The organism is Desulforamulus reducens MI-1, from assembly GCF_000016165.1.
GTDB classification, from domain to species: Bacteria; Bacillota; Desulfotomaculia; order Desulfotomaculales; family Desulfotomaculaceae; genus Desulfotomaculum; species Desulfotomaculum reducens.
The window spans coordinates 1,528,513-1,554,928 of the sequence record NC_009253.1 but is presented as its reverse complement, the minus strand read 5'-3'; the positions used below and the strand labels follow the sequence as shown (position 1 = coordinate 1,554,928).

Annotated in this window: 20 protein-coding genes; 6 read left to right on the top strand and 14 right to left on the bottom strand. The window is 41.7% G+C overall.

All coding sequences use genetic code 11. The features are described 5' to 3' along the window. The first annotated feature begins 153 nt into the window (after nt 1–153). Both DRED_RS07725 and DRED_RS07720 read left to right on the top strand, forming a co-directional pair. Nucleotides 154–2,064: an ABC-F family ATP-binding cassette domain-containing protein gene (locus DRED_RS07725; protein ID WP_011877781.1), complete on the top strand. Its 1,911-nt coding sequence runs from the start codon at nt 154–156 to the stop codon at nt 2,062–2,064. A gap of 159 nt (nt 2,065–2,223) precedes the next feature. Next, complete coding sequence (locus DRED_RS07720; RefSeq protein WP_011877780.1) at nt 2,224–2,691, top strand: hypothetical protein; 468 nt, start codon at nt 2,224–2,226, stop codon at nt 2,689–2,691. A 111-nt stretch (nt 2,692–2,802) separates the two neighbouring features. Here DRED_RS07720 and DRED_RS19550 read toward each other — a convergent pair whose 3' ends face one another. The 9 genes from DRED_RS19550 to DRED_RS07675 all read right to left on the bottom strand — a co-directional run bounded on the left by DRED_RS19550 (nt 2,803) and on the right by DRED_RS07675 (nt 14,568). Continuing rightward, nucleotides 2,803–3,558, bottom strand: coding sequence for a globin-coupled sensor protein (locus DRED_RS19550; RefSeq protein WP_011877779.1), 756 nt, complete (start codon nt 3,556–3,558; stop codon nt 2,803–2,805). A 58-nt stretch (nt 3,559–3,616) separates the two neighbouring features. Then, nucleotides 3,617–4,933 (bottom strand): replication-associated recombination protein A, encoded by a 1,317-nt coding sequence (locus DRED_RS07710; protein ID WP_011877778.1) that lies wholly within the window; start codon nt 4,931–4,933, stop codon nt 3,617–3,619. A gap of 273 nt (nt 4,934–5,206) precedes the next feature. Next, nucleotides 5,207–5,920: a hypothetical protein gene (locus DRED_RS07705; RefSeq protein ID WP_011877777.1), complete on the bottom strand. Its 714-nt coding sequence runs from the start codon at nt 5,918–5,920 to the stop codon at nt 5,207–5,209. Further along, nucleotides 5,920–7,206: a sulfite exporter TauE/SafE family protein gene (locus DRED_RS07700; protein ID WP_011877776.1), complete on the bottom strand. Its 1,287-nt coding sequence runs from the start codon at nt 7,204–7,206 to the stop codon at nt 5,920–5,922. Before DRED_RS07700 ends, DRED_RS07705 begins: the two co-directional genes overlap by 1 nt. Nucleotides 7,207–7,959: 753 nt before the next feature. Further along, nucleotides 7,960–8,676 (bottom strand): hypothetical protein, encoded by a 717-nt coding sequence (locus DRED_RS07695; protein WP_011877775.1) that lies wholly within the window; start codon nt 8,674–8,676, stop codon nt 7,960–7,962. Further along, nucleotides 8,676–9,956 (bottom strand): sulfite exporter TauE/SafE family protein, encoded by a 1,281-nt coding sequence (locus DRED_RS07690; protein WP_011877774.1) that lies wholly within the window; start codon nt 9,954–9,956, stop codon nt 8,676–8,678. The genes DRED_RS07695 and DRED_RS07690 overlap by 1 nt, the downstream gene beginning before the upstream one ends. A 143-nt stretch (nt 9,957–10,099) precedes the next feature. Beyond that, the gene (locus DRED_RS07685) at nt 10,100–11,470 is read right to left on the bottom strand and encodes a hypothetical protein (RefSeq protein ID WP_011877773.1); all 1,371 of its coding nucleotides are present in this window, start codon (nt 11,468–11,470) and stop codon (nt 10,100–10,102) included. Nucleotides 11,471–11,896: 426 nt separating this feature from the next. Then, nucleotides 11,897–13,696 carry a vWA domain-containing protein gene (locus DRED_RS07680; protein ID WP_011877772.1) on the bottom strand — a complete coding sequence of 600 codons (1,800 nt, stop codon included), beginning with the start codon at nt 13,694–13,696 and terminating at the stop codon, nt 11,897–11,899. Between the two features lie 35 nt (nt 13,697–13,731). Beyond that, nucleotides 13,732–14,568: an AAA family ATPase gene (locus DRED_RS07675; protein ID WP_011877771.1), complete on the bottom strand. Its 837-nt coding sequence runs from the start codon at nt 14,566–14,568 to the stop codon at nt 13,732–13,734. Between the two features lie 167 nt (nt 14,569–14,735). Between DRED_RS07675 and DRED_RS07670 the strand changes: the two genes are divergently transcribed. After that, a complete protein-coding gene (locus DRED_RS07670; RefSeq protein WP_011877770.1) occupies nt 14,736–15,011 on the top strand; it encodes a hypothetical protein in 276 nt (91 codons plus the stop codon). Between the two features lie 57 nt (nt 15,012–15,068). Further along, on the top strand, nt 15,069–15,512 hold the full coding sequence (locus tag DRED_RS07665; protein ID WP_011877769.1) for a hypothetical protein: 444 nt from the start codon (nt 15,069–15,071) through the stop codon (nt 15,510–15,512). A gap of 58 nt (nt 15,513–15,570) precedes the next feature. On the opposite strand, the gene DRED_RS07660 is transcribed toward DRED_RS07665, so the two are convergent. Beyond that, nucleotides 15,571–16,431, bottom strand: coding sequence for a YitT family protein (locus DRED_RS07660; protein ID WP_198006938.1), 861 nt, complete (start codon nt 16,429–16,431; stop codon nt 15,571–15,573). Nucleotides 16,432–16,616: 185 nt separating this feature from the next. On the opposite strand from DRED_RS07660, the gene DRED_RS07655 reads away from it, so the two are divergent. Next, entirely contained in the window at nt 16,617–16,907 is a 291-nt protein-coding gene (locus DRED_RS07655) for a hypothetical protein (RefSeq protein ID WP_049755869.1), read from the top strand. Between the two features lie 104 nt (nt 16,908–17,011). Here the strand turns inward: DRED_RS07655 and DRED_RS19545 are convergent, their stop codons facing one another. From DRED_RS19545 to DRED_RS07640, 4 genes are all read right to left on the bottom strand, one after another. Then, complete coding sequence (locus DRED_RS19545) at nt 17,012–17,146, bottom strand: hypothetical protein (protein WP_011877766.1); 135 nt, start codon at nt 17,144–17,146, stop codon at nt 17,012–17,014. A 262-nt stretch (nt 17,147–17,408) separates the two neighbouring features. After that, nucleotides 17,409–21,143 (bottom strand): helicase-exonuclease AddAB subunit AddA, encoded by a 3,735-nt coding sequence (gene addA, locus DRED_RS07650; protein ID WP_011877765.1) that lies wholly within the window; start codon nt 21,141–21,143, stop codon nt 17,409–17,411. Next, nucleotides 21,136–24,603, bottom strand: coding sequence for a helicase-exonuclease AddAB subunit AddB (gene addB / locus DRED_RS07645; RefSeq protein ID WP_011877764.1), 3,468 nt, complete (start codon nt 24,601–24,603; stop codon nt 21,136–21,138). Before addB ends, addA begins: the two co-directional genes overlap by 8 nt. A 142-nt stretch (nt 24,604–24,745) precedes the next feature. Continuing rightward, complete coding sequence (locus DRED_RS07640; protein WP_011877763.1) at nt 24,746–25,093, bottom strand: hypothetical protein; 348 nt, start codon at nt 25,091–25,093, stop codon at nt 24,746–24,748. A gap of 300 nt (nt 25,094–25,393) precedes the next feature. Between DRED_RS07640 and DRED_RS07635 the strand changes: the two genes are divergently transcribed. Further along, entirely contained in the window at nt 25,394–26,365 is a 972-nt protein-coding gene (locus DRED_RS07635; RefSeq protein WP_011877762.1) for a LysM peptidoglycan-binding domain-containing protein, read from the top strand. The last annotated feature ends 51 nt before the right edge of the window (nt 26,366–26,416 follow it).

Sequence of the window (26,416 nt, the reverse complement as noted above, 5' to 3'; positions counted from 1 at the left end):
TCAACTCCTCACCTATTTGTCTTTATGACAGTAAAAAACTATGCTTTATATTTTTTTCTTTCAATGTAGCAGTATTTATTTTAACCTTATTATACTTCTTTCTTGTAACATCCTCCCAGTTGGGTTAAACTTTTATATTGGAGGAGTTTGCATATGATTTTACTACAAACAAACAATGTTTCTAAATATTTTGGTGTAAAACCAGTTCTAAAAAACATTAATATCTCCATTCAGGAAAATGACAAAGTAGGCCTTGTAGGTGTCAATGGCGCCGGAAAGTCAACCCTATTGAAAGTCTTAAATAGCCAATTATGTCCGGATAGCGGTGAAGTTTTTAAATATGGTAGTTTAACCATTGGTTATTTAGCTCAGGACAGCGGGCTGGACTCCCAGAGGTCTATTTATGATGAAATGCTTTCGGTTTTTCAACATCTCATGGATATGGAACAGCAACTCAGGAAACTTGAGGAGGCTATGGGTAAAGTCCGCCATACGGATGATTCCACCTACCAGCAAATTATGGATCAATACGCTCACCTTTCCGATAACTTTCGTGATCTAGGGGGGTACAGCTACCATTCATTAATTCGTGGAGTGCTGCAGGGACTTAATTTTCCAGAGGTGGACTACCATTCACCCATCTCTTTATTAAGTGGTGGTCAAAAAACACGTTTAGCTCTGGCAAAAAACCTTTTATCCAAACCGCATTTGCTTATTCTTGACGAACCTACAAATTACCTAGATATACACTCTCTGTCCTGGCTGGAACAGCATTTACAATCATATACCGGTGCTGTTCTGGTAGTGTCCCACGACCGTTATTTTCTGGATAAAGTGGTGGGACGAATAATTGAACTGGAGTTTGGCACTACCACAACCTACAAAACCAATTATTCCGGTTTTATTGACATTAAGTCCCAACAGCAGGAAACATTACTTAAGCAGTTTGAGCAACAACAAGAAGAAATCTCAAAGGCCAAAGATTTTATACAGCGCAATATTGTCCGGGCTTCTACCACCCGAAGGGCCCGCAGTCGTTTAAAGTCTATGGAAAAAATGGAGTTAATTGAAGCTCCTGTAAAACAAAAACAAGTCTATTTTTCCTTTGATATTCATCGACAGAGTGGTAAAAATGTCTTGCAGGTTTCCGATCTTGCGATTGGTTATCCCAATAACCAGTTAGCCAAGAATATTACCTTCTCCATTGAGCGGGGTGAAAGCGTAGCCCTCCTGGGTCCTAATGGTACAGGGAAGTCAACTCTATTAAAGACCATTATCGACCAGTTAACCCCCATAGCCGGTTCCATCCGAAAGGGTACTAATGTTAGTATTGGTTATTATGCCCAACAGCAGGAAAAGCTTAACCCACAGAAAACAGTTCTGGATGAGCTTTGGGACGACTATCGTCTGATGGACGAGAAGGATGTCCGAACCATCCTGGGAAACTTCTTATTCCGGGATGATGATGTTTATAAGAGGGTAGAGGACCTCAGCGGCGGTGAGAAAGCCAGGCTGTCTTTAGCAAAATTAATGCTAGAGAAGTCAAACTTTCTAATCTTAGATGAACCTACCAACCATCTGGATATTTTAAGTCGTGAAGTTCTGGAAAGCGCGCTCATTGACTACCCCGGAACCATATTATTTGTTTCCCACGACCGTTACTTCCTTAACAAAATGGCCAGTCGTATTATCGAGTTAACCCCCACAGGTGTTGAAACGGTTTTGGGAAACTACGACTATTACCTTGAAAAGAAAACTGAACGGTCAGCGTTGCCAGATAAAAAAGAACTTACCCTTAAGAGCCAACCCGCAAAGCAAAGTTACCTAGAAAGTAAGGAACAGCAAAGGTTGGAAAGAAAACGTTTAAGAAGAATTGAGGATTTGGAAAAATTAATTGCCGAAACCGAGGACGAAATTGGCCAGATAGAAGGTAAACTGTCAGACCCAGCAATTTCTCAGGATTATACAGCTTGCCTAAAGCTTAGCCAAGAACTCAACGAAAAGAGAAGTAATATTGATACACTTCTGGAAGCATGGATGGCTCTAACTGAAGATACGGAATAAATACGACCACCCGAAGGGGTGGTTTTCTCTTTAAATATATTTAATACGTAAAACATTAATATTTTTGAAGGATATTTTTGCTTTTTTGTAAAATATTTTCTCCATTGGTTATTTTATAAATTATAATGAGAAAGACTCTTGAAACAAGGAGTGATTTTTTTGAAGGGTATTGCTTTCAAACTTTTGGTCGGCAGCATGATTCTCGCATTAGTAGGACTTGTTTTTAGTATCGTTATAACAAAATTATATGTAGAAAAAGGAATTGTTAAGCTGGAACCCGTGGTAAAACAGGAATCCATGGTTAGTAATCTGAGAGTAGATTCCGGTGTAGCCAGTCAGGACCAAAACTGGTTCAGAGTATCAAGCACCATAAAAAACACATCCAAAACCCCTGTTTCAGTCATTGATGTACAACTCTCTATTAACGGGGGCGGAAATATTTTTGACCAACGCTATGTAACTCTCTCCCAAGTGATAGAGCCGGGAAAATCAATAACCTTTGATAATACCTTTGACTACCCTTACGAAAAAGAAATCCCCCAGGATCTGGAGGTGTCTGCCAATATCGTCAATGTAAAAGTCCCTTCTAAGGTGACCTACACCATGGATCCTGTGGTTTTTAACTAGTCTTTTAGGGCCCCTGGCACTGCTATTTCCTGGGTTGCACCTATCTGTGGTTAATATATTGCAACTAGTTTCTTATTTATGCAAAACAAAAGACCCCCTATGGGGTCTTTCCTATTCATCGGCTGTCTTCTTCATTTTTTCAATGACCTGCTGGTTAGAAAGTACCATTTGAGCAATATCCTTTGCCGATTGAGAAGATCTTTCTGCCAATTTCCTCACTTCTTGCGCCACCACAGCAAACGTCCGACCATGATCACCTGCCCTGGCCGCTTCAATGGAAGCATTTAGGGAAAGCATATTGGTTTGTTCCGCGATGTCGTCGATGATTTCTGCCACAGAACCAATATCCTGTTGGAAGGAAATTAGTTGCTGCAGTTGGTCTAGTATATAGTTTTCTATGGCCAACTGCATATCTAGGTTTATTCTTTTCATAAAGGCCTGCAATGCCTCAGCATTGCTATCGGTACAACTACCATGATGGCCAGATAAGATACGTTGGATCTGGGCAGTGTAAATTTGATAAGATCCCAAATACCATTTGGGGTATAATCCTATTTCTTGATGTTTTTTACCAATGGCCAGTCTTCTCTCAATATACGCTTCATCAATGGGATCACACAAGGAAATAAAGTAATTTTTTTGGGTCTCTTTTAATCGCTCTACTGTACTATGTTTGTTAAGGAGTTCTTTTAAATAGGTAAACTGTAAAACATGCTTATAAAACTCGTCAACAACTGTTTGGGCTTCACGTATAAATAATTCTTTATGGGATGCCATAACCTGAACTTCTCGTTCAGTAATATCCAAGTAAACAAGTTGGGCTTGTCTTTTTGCTAATTTAATTGCTTGATTAGTTAATTCAACCAACCCAGTATCCTCCTTAAGGTTGAAAATATATACTTAAAGTAATTCTTCAGGAAGCAACTTATTCCTTTGATCTTTTTATTAATACCCGTCTTTTTATTAAGCTTTCTCGCCCTTGATCAGTGGGCCTGTAGTAAGTAACACCTTGCAATGCATCCGGTAAATATTGCTGTTCAACCATATGGTCTGGAAAGTTATGGGGGTATTTATAGCCGGTATGCCCCAGTTCCTTTGACCCCTTGTAATGGGCATCCCTCAGGTGCGGGGGGACCTTACCTACAGATTTCGTCTTAACATCCGCCATGGCAGCATCAATGGCAGATATAACACTGTTACTTTTAGGTGCTGTGGCTAAATAAACAATGCATTGGGCAATGGGAATGCGAGCTTCGGGCATACCAACGGTTTCTAATGCATTCCAGGCCGCATGGGCCATCAACATAGCCTGGGGATCCGCCATACCAATATCCTCAGAGGCATGGACTATTAACCGTCTCACAATAAACCGCGGATCTTCCCCAGCTGCAGTCATCCGTGCATAGTAGTGTAGGGCTGCATCGGGATCCGATCCTCGAATACTTTTTATAAAGGCTGAAATCACATCGTAATGATTGTCACCGGATTTATCGTATCGGATATATCGCTGCTGGGTAGAATCCTCTGCCACCTCTAGGGTTATATGACGGTAACCATCTTCCGTTGGGGCCGTTGATAAAACTGCTAATTCCAAAGCATTTAAGACATTTCTGCCATCACCTCCAGACATTTCAATAAAATGTTTCATGGCATCCTCCGCAAGTTTCACCCTGTACATACCCAAACCCTGTTCTTCGTCCTTTAGCGCACGTTGAACTAGACGGTAAAGGTCATCTTCAGTATGCTCTGCCAACTGAAATATTCGGGATCGACTCAATAACGCCCCGTTAAGCTCAAAATAAGGGTTTTCTGTAGTAGCCCCAATAAGAGTAACTTCACCTTTTTCCACCGCCTCCAGCAGGCAATCCTGCTGTGCTCCCCTCTTTAAGGAATGAATCTCATCAATAAAAAAGATGGTTCGCTTACCGTAGAAATTCAAGTTATCCCGGGCCTTTTTTATTTCCGTTCGGATCTCGGCCACTCCGGCAGAAACTGCATTGATTTTAACAAAGTTCGCCTCAGTCATTTCTGAAATGATCGTAGCCAAGGTTGTTTTACCACTGCCCGGAGGGCCATATAATATAATAGACCCCAGCTTATCCGCTTCTATGGCTCGGCGTAACAATTTACCCTTGCCTACAATATGTTCCTGACCAATAAAGTCATCTATGCTCCTGGGACGCATCCTTTCAGCCAGAGGCGCTGCTTGCAAACTACTCCTGGATGAACTAAACAAATCCATACCTTCACCTCAACTAAATCTTATAAACTATATATTACCAGAACCCAATAAAATGGTAAATTTAGAACATACTTTGGTTGGTCATAACCAGGATAAGGCCATGATTTTATCCACCCATTTTAAAGTTAATTAATCCCTGAAATTAAAGTACTTGGCTCAGACCCTGTGCCGATATTCTAAAACCTAAGTTGCCCCTATGCAGTCGGAAAGTTTTATAGTTTCTGATTTGCTAAAAAAAACACCCTGGCAGGCACAGGGTGTTTTAGAAAATCTTTATGCTTCTTTTTTAGCAGTCTTGGTCATAGTAATACCAAGACCTCCACAGATATAGTAGATTGCAAACCCGTACCAAAGGGTGTACACCATATAGAAGACCAGCATGAAGGTCATGACCCCTTTGTTGTCACTGACAAACTTGGTTTCCACACCATAGTAGTTATACGCCGGCTCGATAACTTTCTTCTGATAGGTTTGTAAATAAATAGACTCTTTAAACCTTTGCTGTTTTTCTAGATTTTTACCAATGGCTTTGCTTATGCTATACCAACGGTTTATAGCATCCCTGGGGTCAGTATTATATTTCTGCTGGATTACATCACCTTTATTCTCATACATGGCCACGCAATCTTCAGAGATATTAGCCAGCATTTTACCAAAATCAGTCTTTAAAGAAAGTTTTTCTTTATCAACACTAACCACTGTGCCATCAACCTTTTGCAAGGCCGCAGACCATCTTTCAGCCTGGTCTTCATCTTTGCACTCAAGGTTCACTTCAATGTTAGTGCCATTCCATTTTTCAGCCTTTTTTACCTCACCTTGAACAACCGCTTGGGCAGACCCTTTGGAGATGGAGTTAAACATATCATCGGCAAATTCCAAACCGTTTCTGCCGTTGCCAAAGGATGGGCTCATCATATAGAGGTAAATTCCCATAAAGGATATTAACATAATGATCCCGATTAAAAATGATTTACTATCTCTTATCATTAGTGGCTCACTCCTTTTCCATCGGATACAGAAGTTTTGGCAGTTTCAGCCCGTAAGGTGGGTAGCCCCTTGACAAAACTGATAACTATCCAGCCAGCAAAAAGTAATATTAATCCAAAGAAGATCCAAGTTCCTATGCTGTTAAGCAGCACCCCAGTTTCTTTGGTGATAGAAATATATCCCATTTGTCCCATTTTCTCCGGCAGAGCAAAGGCTCTGTTGACAAAACCAGCCATGATGGCAATTGCGTAGAAAGCTCTGATGTAGATACCTGGAACGACCTTGGTGGTGGCTGCCCCAATTTGGATACCCAGCAGGGAACCAACCAGCATCCCCATGGCCAGGGTGTAGAAGATATAGCCGTAGATAGCATATTGAGTGATGGAGCTGTAGCCGGCGGTGAAGATGATCTGCAGGATATCTGTTCCCACTGTAGTGAAGGAAGAAACCCCCAAGCCGTAAACAAACATTGGGAAGGTAACAAATCCACCGCCTACGCCCATGATGGCTGCCAGAAAGCCAGTAACGCAGCCGCATAGGGTCACAAACCAACCGGAGATTTTACGACCGCCAGGGGTAATTTCTTCATCAAACTTAATCATGGGAGCCAAGTTAATACTCTGCAACTTCCGTGCAAGTCCAGTCATACCGACAGGACCACCATGGGCATCCCCCTTATCAATTTGCCCTCTGGTTTTAAGAAAGTCATACATGGAATAGAAACCAAGAAATCCTAAGATAACCACATAAATCGTACTAATGACAAAGTCGCTCATAACAGGGTTCGCATTAAACAGGGCACGGTTCAAGGTGCCGCCACCAGTAACACCAATTCCAGAACCTACCAGGAAAGCGATAGCCAGGGATACATTGACGTTTCCTAGCTTTTTGTGAATAACAGTGCCCATGATAGCCTTCGCAAAGATGTGAAACTGGTCGGTACCTACCGCCAGAATTCCTTTTACACCTAGGCTCATCAGGGCTGGCGTTATAACAAAGCCACCTCCAGCACCGATACAACCTGTAATGAGACCAGCACAGACACCCACCGCCATAGATCCATAAAACATCAGTGGAGTAAAATGGGACGGTCCAAAGGCACTTTTACCTCCCAGGAAGGATGGTAATTCAGCGGCATAACCAATGGCCGGTATAATTAATGGTAAACACATAACGAGTAAAACTAATAGGTGTTTCCGGCTTCTTATGATATTATTGGACATCTCCAGTTCCCATTTCGCATGGGCTCTGGAGGCACTCATTAGAACCTCATATAATCCCCTCATGCAGACAACCCCCTTCAATCAATGTTTAGTGTAAAAGGTGCTTATGGTTGAATAAACTGTAATGACAAAATTTCGTGAAAACGCAAGCTAACGTATTGATTAGTGCAAGACAATGTGCTAAAATCCAAATTAGAAAAAATGTATTGATAAATTAATACTGTTTTGAAATCACCTCCTTTATGTGTTTTGGGGAAAATTATTTATTTTGTTTTATTAACCTCCAAGACTTTTTGATTGGAGGTTATTTGGGTTTGTTATTATCGAGTACTGGTGCCCGTGTTTAATAGTTGGTATAAAGCAGATCGGTTAATATCTGGTGGCGGTCTATTTCTATATTTGCTTTAGTTTCATTAATATCGACCAACATTTGCTACTATATTGCTTTATCCTTTAACTTGTGCAAATAGTAGCAAAAAGGTTTTATAATGGCAAGAGTTTTTTTACTGAAATTAATTATTTTTTTCTGCCTTGCTGGTTTTGTCACTATGAAATCAGCCTAAATAATACATTTATAATAATATGAACGATTATCTTTGTCATTTCTTACAAGAAGTTTACAGTATATTACTTCGTTGGTTTTTTTCTTTTCTATTTTTTCTACCTGCAAACAAACAATTCCAACTAGAAAAAGGGGAAAGTTATTGACAAAAATAAGTTTGTTATGATGTCAAACTTAGCCACAAAAGAAATTTTCAGATCTCTCTTAAATGCAAAGAAAAGGCACTCCTTCTAGGGAATGCCTTTTTAAAACGATTAAGCTTCTTGTTTTTTGCCAGATTTGCTCATGGTAATGCCAAGGCCCTGACAGAGGTAGTAGATAGCAAAACCATACCAGAGCGTATACACCAGGTAGAAAACCATCATAAAGGTCATAACACCCTTGTTATCGGCCACCTGTTTGGCATCCACACCATAATAATTATAAGCTGGTTCAATTACTTTTTTCTGGTATTGCTGAATAGCAACAGACTCCTTAAACTTCTCCTGTTTTTCTAAATCTTTAACCATGGCTTTGGTGATACTATACCACCGATTAGTAGCATCCCTTGGGTCAGTATTGTACTTTTGCTTTACTACATCTCCGTTATTATCGAACATGTTGGTGCAGTCTTGAGAAATATTGGTTAACAATAACCCCAGGTCTCCTTTAAAGGCAACCTTTTCCTTGTCTACACTGACCTCTGCGCCCTCTACCTTTTGTAAGGCATTTGACCATCTGTCAGCCTGGGACACGTCTTGGCAATTTAATGTCACATTAATTATGTCACCATTCCACTTATCAACCTTTTTAATTTCACTCTGGATTACATCATAAACAGATCCTTTGGATATGGAGTTAAACATATCGTCGGCAAATTCCAAACCGTTTCTACCATTGCCAAAGGAAGGACTCATCATGTAGGCATAAACTCCCATGAAAGATACAAGCATAATAAGCCCGATAAAAAATGCTTTGGTATCTCTAATCATTAATGACTCACTCCTTTACCACTAGCCATAGACGCTTCGGCAGTTTCAGCTCGCAGGATAGGAAGACCTCGGATAAAGCTTAGGATAATCCATACTGCAAAGATTAGAATTAACCCAAAGAATACCCAGGCACCGATATTGGAAAATAATACGCCATTTTCCTTCGCTATAGAGATGTACCCCATCTGAGCCATTTTTTCAGGCAGCGCAAATGCTCTGTTTACAAAACCGGCCATTATGGCAATGGCATAGAAAGCGCGGATATAGATACCAGAAACCACCTTTGTGGTAGCTGCACCAATCTGAATGCCCAGTAGGGAACCAACCAACATACCCATAGCCAATGTATAAAATATATAACCGTAAACAGCGTACTGAGCTATGGAACTGTAGCCCGCAGTAAAGATAATTTGCAGAATGTCTGTACCCACTGTGGTAAAGGAGGATACGCCTAGACCGTAAACAAACATTGGAAAGGTCAGGAAGCCACCGCCTACACCCATAATAGCTGCTGCAAAACCAACCACTGCACCACAGAAGGCCACAAACCAACCGGAAATTTTACGACCACCAGGAACAATATCTTCATCAAACTTAACCATAGGGGCGATATTAACCCCTTGTAGTTTCTGTGCTAATTTTGTCATACCTTCTGGCCCACCATGGGCATCTCCACTGGTGTTTTTGTTTTTAATAAAGTCGTACATGGAATAGAACCCTAAGAATCCTAGCATAACAACATAAACTAAGCTAATAATAAAATCACTCAACACTGGGTTCATATTAAACAGTGCGCGGTTTAATGTACCACCCGCGGTAACACCGATACCGGAACCAACTAAGAAAGCTATAGCAAGAGCCACATTTACGTTACCCAATTTTTTATGAATTACGGTACCCATGATGGCCTTTGCAAAAATATGAAATTGGTCTGTTCCAACTGCTAAAATACCTTTTACTCCTAGACTCATTAGGGCTGGCGTAATAACAAAACCACCGCCAGCACCAATGCAGCCAGTAATTAACCCCGCACAAATACCAACTGCCATGGAACCGTAGAACATCATCGGATTATAGTGGGATGGTCCATAGGCACTTTTACCACCGATAAATCCCGGTAAATCCGCAGCATGACCAATGGCAGGAATAACTAATGGAAGCATCATAAGAGCTAAAACCAGCAGATGTTTTCGGTTTCGTATAATATTATTGGACATTTCCAATTCCCATTTAGCATGGGCCCTGGATGCGGACATTAACGCTTCGTACAAACCCCGCATGATAGCAACCTCCTTATATTCGTTTTATCCGTTGTTTGAGGCTTATTTTGTTTGACAGTAGTGACAAATTTTTCTCTTAATGTATTGAATGTTCTTCCTGAAAATGATAAGATGAATTTAATAGTAAAGACCTATTGCTAAAATTAAATGATTGCATCACCCCCTAGACCAATTTGCTTCATTGCACTTTTTACTTGAGCTTTTAATATCTCGAGTTGGATGTGACCCGAGATGATTTCTGGTGAGTAATGATAATCAACATACAGGTTAATGGGAGGTATATTTAATTGATCAGTTATTTGATAAAATTGGTCTGTTTGTATATGCAAATCGTTTAGGTCTTTAATTTTACCAATCATTGGCCCTGCTACCCTCCAAAGTTCTTGACTGCGAGTGTGTTGTTTTTGCTTTAGTATTTCCTCTTTAACAGAATAGCTAAAAAGCTGTTTAGCCTCACTATAGTTATAAGATACTAAACCCTCACATTGATTTGTTTTAATTACCTGCTCGGCCTTCTTCCTGATCATCGTTTCCTTTTTGATCTTTCCCACCAGTACATCCGCTTTTAGAGTTTCTAAGCCAGCTGATACCCTAGCTAATCTAGCTTTTATTTCTTTTATTTTGTTATCACTGATTTGGCTATAACGGTTAGTCTTAAGAACCTTTTCATCCTCAATAGTCAATTGGTTTGAATTCTCAAGAATTTTTTTTGCTACTAGAAAACCTGTGGATCTTTTTATACAATTCTCTTCATCTAACACAACAAATTCTCCATTAAGGTATTTTTTAAACTTGCTGAACAAGCAATTAACTAGCCCAGGTACTTCCTTTATTTCTTCGGCACATTCATAATCCAGCAGTTTCCCTTGGTAATTTAAAGCCATTGCAATGTATATTGGTTTTCTATAGTTCTCCGGGAGATAAACATTGTTGGTGGTATCCACATTAAAGGACTGACCCTCAAAATAACTTTTAAAAATATGAATTATTGTTATCTTGTGATTGTTTTCATTACCACTTTCAAAAAATATCCTATTTTTTAGCAAAGCCTCTTTGACATCACTCTGACCAAGTCTTTTCATGATGTTATAAAATTGCAAACTGGTTGATTCTACAAGTCCTAAATCTTTACATACTTCTTGTACAGGTTTCTTCACTTCACCCGCCATAATTGCCTTTAAAAGCATTGCCTCGGCTATTTCATACATTGTTTCTCCAAATATTGGTAACATCGACCTCTTGATCTGACAATTCTTGATTACATCTTTAATATCATTTGCCTTTGTTAAAAGTTCCAAAGGTATTTCATCATTGGACGAGGTGGTAACTTCATTGTGAAGTTTTTTCAAGCTTGCAATTAAGTAGTTAATCCTGTCTGCAGATAGGTTTTCCATACTGCCAAAATTCGCAATTACTCGTTGTTTTACTTTACCCGCCTGGCGGTAATTTTCAATTAATTTAACATAAACGTATTCCCTGCCATTTTTCTTAGTGGTAATTTTACGGAAAAACATAAACTTCACCCCCTATACCACAGATTTCAAGATAAAATATGCCGAAAGTTCTTTTTTTAAAATAATAAATTAATGTCATTTTATATCTTCTTTGTCATTATCTATTTGCGGTTATGCTATCAAAAGCTTTTTTTAATTTCAAGTGTTTTAAAAGATATTTTTTAGAAATGTATTATGTTTTTGGTTTTTTTCACTAGTAATTCGACATCATTGCAGTTTGCATCCCATGTGACATATTTTATTTGTCATTACGCTTGAAATAGTAAAAATGGTTTTATTCCTTTGGATAATTATTTATAGTTTATTTGAAATTTGTTTAGACTAACAAGATATTCTAAAAGCAACATCGATTCATTCTTTATGACAAATAGCCATTTCACATATAGAAAACCCGTGGGGTAAACACTTTCTCCCACGGGTTCTATATTAATTATCTTCCACCAGTTTTTTAAGTAACCGTCCAAACCCAGTGGTAACCGTATTGTAGTCAGTCCAAGGAATACTGTTTTCATAGCCGTACTCTGGCGGGCGATCTCCCAGCAAAATGCTAATGGTTTTGCAACCCAGGGCCTTTAGTCGCTTAACTTGTTCTTTAACCAATTTGGTTTCTGGTCCAGGATTGGGATTTCCGTCCGCAATGACAATTAAAACCTTTTGTACAAAGGGGCGACCTTCTGCCATCATTCTTAAAGCAGCATATTTTACAGCTGTCCCCTCAGGCGTTGTCCCTTCGGCACCAGTTACCCCAATCCGTGCTTTATTGGGTAAAGCCGGGGAGTAGAGTTCATACATATTAACGGCTCCTTTTAGATTAAAACCAAAAACCCAGGTTTTAATGGAATCCACTGGTTCTAAGGCTTCCACAAAAAGAGCTGCTAAATTTCGAGCCAATTCTACCCTGGAAATTTCTTTTCCGGCAGGATATACCATGGAAGCACTGGTATCCACCAATAGGCAAATATCAAGCTTCCTTGTTCTGGTGTTGATAATTTCTGTCTGTCGAAAGATTCGATTGGAATAGCTGGCCTGATAGAGGGAGTCTTCATCCAATTCCCCACTGGGCAGCTGAAACTGATTAATCACCTGCCGCGTATTGGCCCAACTTAACCGATTTCGCAATCGAATAACAAAGGGCTGAACAGCACTTCTGGCCTGCTCATACCTCTCTATGGCCCCCTCGTCCATTAATGGGCGCCTGAAAACAACCATTGGCGGGGGAGGTGGCGGGTAATCTGGATCTAAACCTGCTTCCATAAGTTCACTCATATTGGCAACCTGCAGTTGCTCCTGACGCATGTTTTGTATTAAATTCTGCAGATCACTGGGAATGTTGGTCTTATTGGTATTATTGGTATTCCCTGATTCAGCCTGGTGTTTACCCCGATTGTTGTAATCCAATAGAGAACTGGGCAGGGAATAAGCAATGTCATGTTGGATAAGGTTACCAAATAACTCATTATAGATTCTTCTGGCCACCGTGCGGGTATTTAACTTCTCTAACCTTGCAGGCTTTTCCACATAAATAATTTTTTTTAGAAGGTCTGCTACATTATTAACCCTTGCCACCTGGGAAACATAATTTCTCGTTGAACGCATAACCAACAAGAAATCTGAGGTGCGAAGATTTAATTCATTTTCCATTAAATCTTTACTGGGTTTATGCGACCATTTCCCAGGATTTAGATCAAATTCGTAACGGCGGTATTTCCAAAAGTAACCAGCATATCCAGGGTAATAAAGGGATGTAAGCTGCTCAATATAGACATCCTCTACCACGTTTCTAATCACCGCCATAAAGGGGTTACCAGGCATTTCTGTGTAGTATTCGGGTTTACTAAACTGGGCATGGGCTGCTTCATGTAGAGCCATCCCTGTAAGCACATCAACAATGTCCGGCATCAAATATCCCGGTGGTGGGTTAAATAGGGGTTCCGCACTAAGGGCAATTTGCTTCGCTGCAAAATCAGTTCTTGTTTCTTTGGAACTGAAATTAACAGAAAACTTTTGTTTGCCATGGACAATATCCACCACCCGAGAGACAGCCCCCAGCATGGCGGTCATAGCCATTGCCTGGGCATCCATGTCTTCGGAACCTAATAATTTATGACTAAACATGGCATAGGGTTGCCCATTGCTCTTTTTGTTATTATCTAACCCTTTACCGGTTAACCAAAAATCAGAGAGACTTTTGTTACGCCAAAGTTCAATGTTTTGTTCAATAGCCACTAAATCACCTCCGTTTTTGAGGTTTATATGAATGATTACTTCAAATAAGCTTGTATAACTTGTAAAACTGTGGTTTGCTCGCTGTCCACGCCTCCCTCTGGGGAAAAACGGTTGACAAAAGTGTATTTTAGAGCCGTATTAAGGGGTTGTCCCCTTTTAATTAACGCCGTAGCCGCTATGGCAGGACGGAATCCAGTGGGACGGCTTAAGCTTTCTTCATGATAAAGGCTGTTTAATTTATGGGTTATTCTAGCTAAAAGTAATGCTTGTTCCTCACTGGCCCTGTAAACCCTTTCTAACAGTTGTGCCATTATTTCCACCGGTGGTAACTCCAGTTTAATTGTTTCAAAGCGGTCTTCCACTGCTGTATCTTCCATAAAGGTGCCTGTATGGCTTCGTCCACGGTTTTCTGTGGCTACAAAAATACATTGTGGATGTACTGTAATAAACTGCTTGGTTTCTTCAATATAAACTTCCCTGTTGTGATCAAGAATGGTATAAATGGAGTTATGAATATCCGGTGTAACCCGGTTAAACTCGTCCAGGGCTATCATACCCGGACGCTGAATAGCATTAACAAACTCCGACTGAACAAAAACAGTTTGTCCGCCAATGAATTCCCAGTGGCCGAACCAATCCCTGGGAGTCCGAATGGCACCAACATTAACCCGGTGGAAGGGTAGCTTATGGGCCTGGGCCAATCGTTTTGTAAGTTCTGTTTTACCGGTACCGGGATCTCCGGTAAGCATAACGTTAATTCCAGAAAACATCAAATCCTGTATAACTGATAATTTCTCGGGGTCAACCCAAAAGTCCGATATGGTATTTATATTAATTCCCCATTGTTCTTTAAGAGCCTGTTCTGCAGTCATCTCAAACTCCTCCAGCATTTATTTTTTTAGATTACTTCGGCAAGTCCATAACCATACCCTGCAGTGTAAGAAAAAAGCAAGAATTCAGTGTTTCAAAAGTAAAAAACAGGATTTTTCTTGTTTATGGCGAACAGATAAACTTGAGTTGGCTTTTTGGGGGTACTGCCATGAATATTAAAACCATTGACCAGCAATACATCTACTGGAGGTATAAAAGCCAGTGGTGCGTGGCCAAGGTTCAGGTCAGTGCATCGGCCGATAAGGTATTTTTATACATCTGGCAACTGGATGGTACATTTGTCTGTATGACAGCCGGCAAACAACCAGAAACGGTTTTGCAATCCCAGGGCTTTAAGCTATGGCTCAGGGAAGGAAGTCCCAATCTGAAGGAAATTCTTGAAGAAAAGGTAAAAACTAAGCCGGAACAGATTGAATTCTTTTAAGAAGGGAATAATGTCCAAAGGACTAAATTCGTAAAAGATTTTTGGGAGGAGTCGATTATGTCACAAGAAGAGAAGTTTGATGTTATTGGCGAATACGGTGGTTCTGCCTATAGTCCCGATTTTGGAGCTTGGGCCGATCTGAATTATGAAGATAATGGCAAAGAATATGCTCGCACCACCATGGTTCTAGTTCATCCTGCCTGGACTGAACCTCTGGAAGCAGCAGGTGGTGAATATTCCCCCCCAACCTGGGCTTACGACCCGGAAGCCGATATGTATCTGCTACTGTTAAAATGGCAAAACGGTGTTCGCTTGCCCATTGCTTTCAGTAAAGAAGATGCCGGAAAATTACTGTCTGATGAGTATGTAAACAATCCCTTTGACATTATGATTTCTAACAAAAAATTAACCGGTGACATCGGCGAGGACGATACATTAAAGTATCATGTTATTTGGGATGCAAAATTTAGTAAATCACCCCAGGCAGCTTGGCCAGAGTAAGCTGATATGGTTACGTAGGAGCAGAGTAATTAATTTTTCTCTGCTCCTTTTTTATCCTCTAAATCCGAAACCCTTGTCCTGAAACCTCAGTTGTTTCAGTTACAAACATAAATGCATGTTCATCTGTGGTCACCACAAGTTCTTTTAGCCTACCAATCTCAAAATTGTTTACCACACAGGTAATAACCTGCTTAAAGCTGCCTGAAAATCCCCCGTGACCATCTAACAAAGTAACACCCCTGTGCAATTCTCCAATAATTCGTTTAGCAATTACGTCGCTCTTATCTGAAATAATCGTAACCGACTTATTTCGATTAATACCTTCAATGACAAAATCCGTAACCTTACCACTAACCCACATAGAAATGGCTGTATACATAACAATTTTTAGATCAAAGAAAAAGATAAACAAAGCCAACACAGTAATATTGGTATAAAATAAGAAAGTTCCCACCCCAATATTTTTCTTTTTTTTCATAACCATAGAAATGATATCAGTCCCCCCTGTGGAGGCCCCGAACCGAAAGACTAATCCGGCTCCCAGTCCACCTACTACACCGGAATAAATAGCTGCTAAAAATAAATCTATTTTAGGCGTGTTAAGGTACGGTTTGGTTACGGGGAGAGCAACAATCATAATAAAGGTGCCCAGTAGGCTGGAAATGATAAATTTTCGGTTAAGTTCCTTGAGACCCCAAAGAAAAATGGGAATGTTCAAAAGAAACATTCCTATAGACACAGGTAAATTGAAAAGGTATTCCCCCATCAAAGATAGGCCCCCTACCCCACCTGATAACAAGCCATAGGGAATAACTAATGCATTAAAAGACACAGCCATAGTAACAGCTCCCAGAGTAATTCCCAGGAACTGCCTTATCATGTTAACTGCCCTTTGTTTCATTTTAGCTGTATTAATCATCTGCCCTAGCATACCACCTCGAATAATAATAAAGATAGCATTTTTATTAATAGTTATTCCCTTTTGAGTTAGGTTCTATGTGTTTGGGTATTCGATGTGATTGGGCAATTGGCTACAAGGATAATGACATTTTTTTAAAGGATAAAGTACATACTATAATTAATTTTCTACAGGGGGTTGTCCATATGGCCGAAACATCCACAGAAAAATATCTTATGAGTTACTATGCCTCGGTTAATACTGCAGAACAGGCTACAAGAGAATTGCAAGAAGCTGGTTTTATGCTACCTTATATCAATGATTTTACCGCCAACTACCCCACAGATATTTTTAATCAATCCATCCATCCAGATCTCAGCGGCGGTACTTTATCAGATCTGGAGTATAATTACTCAGTTCCCTTTGCACTGCCCAAAACGCAGGATCAATTGGAACAGGCTGTAAAAATCATAGAGAAGCATGGGGGAATGTTATAATAAAAAAACCAGCCCTACCCTGGGGTAGGAACTGGTAAAACCGGAAAAGTCTAAAAAACCATTTAAGATAACGAGGATAAATCCTGTCATATAGTTGATAAAATTTAACCTTCTTCATTAAAAGTAGCCAGCGGGTTTGTTTCATCTGCCAGTACATCTTTCAAGCGAATTAGTCCAGGGCCCGATTGGGTATCCGATTTTGGGATAACAACATCGTCAAAGTCCTTTTCCTTTATCACAATCATCACCTCTACCTTAGTAATGGCTGAAATTAATAATGATCATTCGAGAAAAGTTTTCCTTTAAGCAGTCCGATCTATTTATAATTATCCATAGGCACTAATAAGCCATTCTTAACCAAGCAAGTCATTGTAAAATTAACCAAAAAATGTGCCCACACCAAAGCCCCAACTGACCCCCGTGGCGTAATAAAGCTAGCCTAGGATCAGTTCATGATAAAAATCAGACTGGTTAGATACTAAAAAGATTCTAGCTAAACATTTATATGTGTACAATTTGTCCGTTGTTAAAGAGGTAAATCACTCTGTCTTTTACCGGTTTTCCTAATATATCCTGCACAGCCCTGGCATAAAGGTTGATTTGACCACGATACCGATCCACCGGGGAATCTTGACCAGGGTATACTGCATCGGACTTATAATCAATTAATAGGAAACCATCCCCCTCATCCACCAGACAATCGATAACCCCCTGGACCAGAACCATCTCATCCCCACACTCAGGTAGTTCCTGATAAACCTCTGTGGCCGGTAGTGCCAGGCTGAAGGGTAGTTCCCTCTCTACCTTAGGGGCCTGTAACACCCTTTGGCCAATGGAACTGGCAAAGAAACCGGTAATATGGTTGGGGTTAATGGCAGCTGCTTGTTGCGGCAGAAGAATTTCCTTCTGGATGAGGTTTTGTAGTAGAACCTGAACACCTTCTTCATCCGGCAGTTTATCTAAAGGAATATGCTGCATAACCAAGTGAATAGCAGAACCTCGTTCCGCCGGGGTGAGTCCCTTATCCTGCTGCAGGAATCTTGGCCGTCCGCTAATCTTAGGGCGATAGGACATAACCCCTGCTTCCTGCCGGGCCAATTCATCAAACTTGTGCTTAACTTCTGTCACTGCCGCTTTGGCTGGCCGTGTGGTAACTTCAGCCCGGGGGTATTGCCAGCTTAATCTGCGCTCAACTTCCTTTATTAGTCCCGCATCCTCGAAGGGTTCCATGTCTTTAATTTTAACCAACAGCCCTTGACTTTGCTCCTTATTTTCCTGAGTCTGGTTTTTTATATCTTTCAAAGCCTGGAATACTAACTGCCAGGCAGAAGGGTCGGTAGCCACTTCGGAGAAGGGTTGCCCCTCTGTCTTAGCCAGGCTCCGTAGTTCATGACCGTTATGATGGCGTGCAATGGCAGGGCAAAGCCAATCCAAATAACATTTGGCAGCCATTAGTTCAGCATCGGGCAGAGTCCAGCCCGCCTGATAAGTTGAAGTGCACCATTTTTCTAGAGACTTTTCTAAATCCCTGACGGCTCCCACTAGGATTAATTTTTCCCTGGCCCGGGTTAGGGCAACATACAGTACCCGCATTTCCTCGGCCACGGATTCTTTACGGATTTGCTGCTTAATCAGTAATTTAGGCAAACTGGGGTAGGAAACCCTACTGCCAAGGTGGATAATCTGAGGCCCCAAACCCAATTCTTTATGCATCAGCATATCTTTATTGAGGTCCATCATGTTAAACCGTTTGCCGAGACCCGCTACAAATAGAACGGGAAATTCTAAGCCTTTACTTTTATGAATACTCATGATCCGGACCACATCTTCATTTTCACTCAAAGACCTTGCTGCACCCAAATCACTGCCGGAATCCTTTAGCCTTTCCACAAAGCGCAGGAACCGGAACAAGCCCCGAAAAGAAGTAGCCTCAAATTGTTTTGCCCGGTGATAAAGTACACGTAAATTTGCTTGACGCTGGGTGCCACCTACCATGCCCCCAACATAATCATAATAGCCCGTTTCACGATATAAAAGCCAAATCAAATCAGCCAGGGTATCTCTCCGGGCCCGGGAACGCCAGTTTTCCAACTGACGAAGAAATTTTGTCAAAGTAACTGCTACATCACCTAAGTCTGCTGCTGCCGCAATCCGAACCGCATCATAAAAATCGCCTTCCTTACTGCAGAGGCGTATCTCTGCCAAATCACTTGCTTTAAGTCCCACCACAGGGGATCTTAGCACACCCGCCAGGGGAACATCTTGTCTAGGATTATCAATAATTTTTAGCAAAGACAAAAAGGTCTCTACCTCTACAGCTTCAAAGTAACCTGTGCCTACTTCTGCATAAGTTGGTACTCCCATGGTCCGAAGTTCTTCTAGGAAGGTGTTGGCTCGTCCAGTGGTGGCCCGTAGCAGAATAACAATATCACGATAGCTGACCGGCCGATATTTTCCTATTTCTTTATCCCATACCTTAAACTCTGGTCCCATTGCCTTATCTGTTCCCTTAACCATCGCTTGTATGCGTCGACCAATCAGCCTTGCTTCGGCCTGATCGCTATCTAGATCTTCCTGTTCCTCACCGTCCGTTAGTTTTTCCTCCGCTGAGTCGGTATTTTGCTCCTCTAGCTGGGCATCTTTACGGTCAATTAAGTAAACTTCTACAGGTCCAGTGGCTGTCTTGACATCTTCAGCCTGGGGGTAGTCAGCACCGCAATGCAGTTCTTCCAGTTCATCATAGGTAATTTCTCCAGCTTTCTTAGTCATGATTTGCCGAAAGATAAAATTGACCGCGTTGACAACTTCCAGACGGCTGCGGAAGTTCTTACTAAGGCCAATGCGGGTACCCTGGCAATTATCCGTATTGGCATAAAGCTCTGATTTGCTAAGAAACAATTTAGGTTCTGCCAGTCGGAAGCGGTAAATGCTTTGTTTTACATCTCCCACCATAAAACGGTTATTCTTTTTCGAGACGAGTCTTAATATGGTTTCCTGAACAGCGTTGATATCCTGGTACTCATCCACCAATACTTCTGCATACTGTTGTTGCAATTCAATAGCCACAGCTGAGGGCCTAAACTCTGCTGCATCATTCTCTTTATCCAACAGGATGGTCAAACAGTAATGCTCCAAATCGCCAAAGTCCACTAAACCCTTAGCTTGCTTCTTCTTCTGGTAAAGCTCCATAAACTCAATGGTCAATTTGGCCAAGTCTGCTATCAAGGGTTGTAGTGAACGTAAATCCTCTAAGATAACAGTTGGTTCTGCACTGAAATAAGTATTGATTATGTCGTTGAACTTTTCCTTGGCTTTATTTCTTAGGTTTTGGGCCTTATTCTTCAGCTGATCATCAATTTCACCCCGACAGGGACTTAATTTACTCCACTTAATTGCAGTAATGCTACGATATAATTTTTCCCAACTGGCATCCCAATCATTATTAGTTAGTGGTTTAATATTAATGATATCTTCCGTTAAGGTTTTACTGTAGGGCTCTGGCCCTCCGGGCTGCTTAGCCAACCACTGGGCTTGTTTAAGCAGTCCTAAAACACCCTCTACCTCCTGGAAGATAGTTTTCTTAATCTGAACAATCCAGGTCTGGTCATCTAAAGTTTTACCTTCTGGGATAACATAGTTTTCTGCCAAGCTTGTTAACCATTGAACCGGCAGGGGGTGACTGCCAGAAAAACGATACAGTTCCAAGACTAGATCCTGTAGCCTGCTATCATCCCTCTGTCCACCATAGCTATCTACCAAACGGGCAAAGACTTCCACATTGTCCTGGTTATAGCGTCTCTCAAAAAGTTCCTCCAACACATCCAAACGGAGTAATTCCGCTTCCACTTCGTCAGCTACCCGAAAACCCGGGTCCAGATCTAACTGGTAAAAATAACGCCTCAATAAGTCAAGACAAAAGGAGTGCAGGGTGGTAATAGAGGCCCGGTTTAACATGGTTAATTGCCTGGCCAACCGTTTAGAGTGGGGGTTTTCTTGTAAAGCCTTGCTGAGAGCCTGTCCAATCCGCTCACGCATTTCTGCCGCTGCAGCATTGGTAAAGGTAACAATCAAAAGCTGATCCACATCCACCGGCCTGTGCGGATCTGTAATGAGCCCAATGATACGTTCTACCAGTACGGCGGTTTTACCAGCCCCTGCGGCAGCTGCCACCAGTAAGTTTGTATCGCGGGTGGTGATGGCGGCCAATTGTTCAGCTGTCCATTTTTTATCACTCATGCTTATCACCCAGACTTTCTTTAATCAGCGACCAAAGTACCTGCTCCTCTTGGTCGGCCAGCAATCGGAACAAATTATCCTCCAGCAAAGGGTCAAACTGACATACTGATTTAAAGATACAATAACGGCAAGCTTTTTCTTTTCCCCTCTGATAGGGGCTGATGGCAATATCACCGCTCACCATTTGCTGACCGATGGACTTTAATTTAAATTCCAGGTAATTTCGCAATAACTTAAACTGCTCTTCTGTGATAACCCTGGAATTGGAGTAAAAATCTCCGTTTTTCTTCAATCCCACCGGTAATAGGTCGGATTGTCCGCTCAGTTCTTTATCCATCTTGCTAATCACCAGTGGATCGGCCAACAGCAAACCTTTCATCTTTAATTGTTTGAGTAGATTCTTTTCAGCTTCTTCCTCTGTCATGGGACCTGTACTGGCAACAAAAGGATCCCGTACACTAAAGTACAACATGGCAGCGGGTAAGGCCTCCTGCTGTGTCAACTGCTTGGAATACCGTAGTGCTACATCCAAGTAAGTAAGTAGCTGCAGCTTTAAACCATGCACAATATCAGCCAACTTAATATCTGGCTGACCGGACTTGTAGTCTATAAGAGAATAGTAGTGCTGGCCACCCTCACAGGCACTGTCTATCCTATCAATGCGACCCGCCATTTCCATCTGACAGTGATCTGCCAAATCCAATTGAACAGCTGGTAGTTCAGCATTATCGCCAAAGCCAATCTCCACCGCCACCGGCCGGAAGGAACCTCTTCTGGCGTGCTCTGCCAGGGTAACCACAGCTCTTTCCAGGGTTCTTCTCAGTTTCTTAATTAAATAGCGATGGCGGGCAGTGCTGAGAAGAATTTCATTTTGCAGTTGAGGAGCCAACTCTTCCACGATTTCCCCGGTGATAGTTATAATTTGCCCACGTGATAGTTGACCCCAGTCTAAAGAAAGTGCTTTAATTCGTTCGGCAAAGAGCTTGAGGGCTGCATGGAAAAACTGTCCTAAATCCGGTGCCGCTAATTTAAATTGGGAACGTTCCTTTAGTTTCAAGCCATGGGAAAGAAAATGAGAGAAGGGACAGGTAGTAAACCGTTCCAGCCTAGATACACTGGCCCTTAATCTACTGCCGTACAACCTGCGCCCCATACTAGGCGGCAGAGATGTTTCCTGGTTTACATGATAAAGACCCGCTAAAACCCTGCGGCAAGACTCTTGGTATTGTGGTTGTTGCACAAACCAGGAATAAACATCCTGCCAAACAGGGTCCACCAATCGTCCCGCCACTGTTTCCCTCAGCATGGCCGCCAGGTAAGATAAGCTCCTGCTAGGATTGGCTATAAAAGCTAGATCTCCCCCCAGGCAAGGCGGTTCTACCGGTAAAATTTCTTCCTGAATAAGGGGAAGCAATTCCTTTACCCGCTGAATTACCGGGGATGGCATCAATGCCTTTCCCTCATCGTCAGCCTGGGGATAACTCAGCCATAACCGACTACTGGCTCTGGTCAAGGCTGTATATATTAAATACTGCTCATCAAAAAGTTTTCTTCTAGCACCCGGAGCCAAATTTAAGCCTATTTCCCTCAGTGCTTCCCGCTCATAGTCACTGAATAGTCCCTCTTCAACAGGCCGCGCTGGCAAAACTCCATCACTGATACCTAGCACCAAGGCAGCCTTTACATTGGGATTACGGGAACGCTCTAGGGTCCCCACCACCACCTGGTCTAATCCCGGTGGAATTAGACCCAATTTTAAACTCTCCAGTCCTGCCTCCAATACCTGAAGGTATTCTTCCAGGTTTAGTTCTTGCTCTCCCATTGCCTCAACAATTTCATCCAATAATAGGATTACATTATCCCAAATTTGGGCATGTTCTTTGGCTTCAATAAGTCGACCGGCTACCTCAGCTTCCTTAGCCCATGCTTCCATCCGTTCTGCCACAGATAAAGATTCCAAAAGTTCAAAAAGGGCAGTGGTTATCTGCCGTACATTACCGCAGTTGGCAACCTTTTTTGAAAAATTATTTATATGCTCAATGGCCGCATAGCGAACAACATTAAGCTGGGCCAATTGCTCTGCCTCATTGTCATCAATGTCACAATCTTCACCCAAGGTATATTGTCTGCGGTAAGTCCAATCCCTGTTATCGTTCCAACGGTTACCTCGAATGCCATGTGCTAATACATAGTTTTCCAACCTATCTACGTCGTCACGCTGCACTGGTATCAAATCGGTTTTTAAATATCGAAAGACCGGATCATAGGCCCAATGCTGGGTGATTACCTCTAGAGCACTACGTATTAATTCAACCAGAGGGTGGTGGAGAACATTTCTCTTCTCATCAATAAAGACCGGTATGCCATGATCGTTAAAAATTGTATTAATTAGATCACTGTAGTTAGTCAAATCCCTTAGTACAACAACAATATCCCGCCAGCTTAGCTCTTCTTCACGGCAAAGGCGTATAATTTCCCTTGCTGCTGCTTCTACCTCCGCCCGCCTGTTGGCACAAGCCACCAGACTAACTCCCTGGGCAGCATCACTGGCTTGCAACGGGTGACGGAAGTAGTATTTCTCCAAATGTGCTATGGCAGAGTCTTTTTGAAAACGAACAGGAGTTTCTTTCCCACAAATTATTGGCGGTTCAAGGGAAATTCTTAGAGCACCTGCCATATCCAGCAGGGTGTGGTAAGTCTCTACTGTGGGGTAGAAGAACTCTAATTCATCACATGGCTCTTGTAAGTACATTGGGTCAAAACACAGAGCCACATGTACCCTGTCTGCGGTACCCAGCATTTGCTCAATAACACCGTATTCCTGGGGTGTAAAGCCAGTGAAACCATCGATAAAAATTTCTGCACCCTGAACAGTGCGGGAACCAGGGAGACGTTGGGCCAATAAATTCAAATAATCATCCGGGTCGGTAAAACGTCCTGACAAAAATTCTTCCAGGTCATTGTATAGCAGACTCAGATCGGCTAACTTATCCCGAATGGCGCTGCCCGGTGCCTCTTGCATATGCTGTATTCCCTTTTGTAACTCCTGAGGCTCGATACGGTAGAGCTTTAATTCCGAAAGTGCACTGGCTAGGCTATCGGCAAATCCCGGTTGCTTAGCCGCACGGTGAAATACTTTTAACTCTGACTTACGCTGCTCGAGAATCCGTCTGAGTACCATCTTTTTACCCAAATCGTCAATGTGGGCTCTGGCTGCACCGCCCATTTCTTGCAGTACTCGAAAGGCCAGACGACGAAAGCTCAATACCTGAGCCCAAATCATTCCCTTTAGCTCTGGCGTGGTTGCCAGCATATATTCATATTGAAATGTGGCCTGTTCTGGGACCAACAGAATTATGGACGATTCTCCCTGATTTTGTCGGAGTCTCTGTCGCACTTCTTCTAAACAACTGTGGCTTTTCCCGCTTCCCGCTCTTCCAACAATAAAGCGAAGGCTCACAACAGCTTCCCCCTTCAAAAATATTTCTTGTTTCAAATTCGAGCCTGGCTAGATAAAACCCTTTACCCTTAATTTTTTAGCTGGTGTTAAAAAGTCCCTTTTGGAAGTAAGAATGACTGCCAGCCAGAGCCAGCAGTCATTCTTATTTCCCTTTTGTCTTACTCTTATCAGGACTTTTCTTTTTCCCCACAGCATTAACAGCCGTCAGAACCACTGAATTGCCTTCCCGACTCACTTCAAGCCGATAATCGATAATTCCCTGTTTATAAAGTGCCACCTTAAGTTCCACCAAAGCTTTGCCTACCTGTTCCTGAAGTTCAGGCGTGAAGAAGGAACTAAATCCTTCTTTTTCTGCATCTTTTTTCAGCGGTTTGATCTTGGGTTTATGAACAACGGTATTATCCCAAGTGTTTTCAAAGGTAACCTCTTCCTTGTAACCGATAAACATTTCCTCATCTGTTAGGTTTTTTCGAATTTTACTTTTACTCATTAGGCTCACCTACATTTTATAGTTTTCTTGGATTATCCACTGAACTAGCAATATATCCCTTTATAACTGCCAGTAGTGTCTTTCAACCTTTCACGAACCTGTTATACATAATTCTAACATAGGACTTAAAATCCTGTTTTGGAATAAATTATCCTTTATAAAAAGATTAATACAAAATCAGACTTTCTTCTTATTGAAGAAACAAGTTTTTATGGTTAAAATGGTAGCAATGGATATTTATGGATTGTTATGTAGAAACAGATGCCTCAACAACTAAAATTTACACAAAGGGGTAGCTAAATGTCAAAAAGTAAACTTATTTTACCAGGATTACTAATTTCACTTTTGTTAAGTGCCAACCCAGTCCTAGCGGCTGATTATACCGTAAAAGATGGTGATTCCCTTTGGAAAATATCTCAAAAAAATAATATCAGCATTGATAAATTAAAGGCGATCAATGGTTTGAGCAATGACCTTCTTTCTGTGGGACAAGTTCTTCGTATTGATGGAACCCCTGAGACAAAGCAGGCATCAACCGCTAAACAACAGCCCATGCCTCAGACCACAAAAACTAACCAAACTGGTTGGCTTCCTACGAATACCTCATTAGAGAGTCAGGAAAAACAGCCAAATACTGTGGCCTCTTATCGTCCCAACAATACGCTGTATACTGTGAAACCAGGGGATACCCTGGGTGCCATAGCGCAAAAGAACGGAATTAGTCTTGAAGATTTACGCGGGCTTAATAACCTGAAGGGTGATTTAATCTATGCCGGGCAAACCTTGGTTTTAAAGGGTAGTGTTTCCCGAGGCGGGGATGTGCATCGTTCTGATTCCATAGATGAGAACTCCTCTGTACGTTATGGCCAATTAGTTGATTGGTTCACTGAGGGAATTAATATTCTGAAACCCAATAAAGTCTTTACCGTAACCGATACGGCAACAGGAAAAATCATCAAACTTCAAGTGCTGGGGGGAAGCAACCACTGTGATGTGGAACCCTTAACAAAAGAAGACACTGAAACAATGTTAAGCCTCTTTACTGCTTGGACTTGGACCCCCAGACCTGTTTGTATTCATATAGATGGAAGAGATATTGCCGCCTCCCTCTCTGGCATGCCCCATACAACCATTGAAAATATAAAGGATAATAATGTTACCGGGCATTATGATATGTATCTGCTAAATAGCAAACCCCACGGTAGCGGTGTATCTCAAAGCTATGTTCAGCAGCATTACGATGCTCTGGAAAGAGCAGCAAAAGTCGATTAGTGTAACACCGTAGTAAACGTCGTTAGCCTCCGGCTAGAAGGGCTGCGCAAT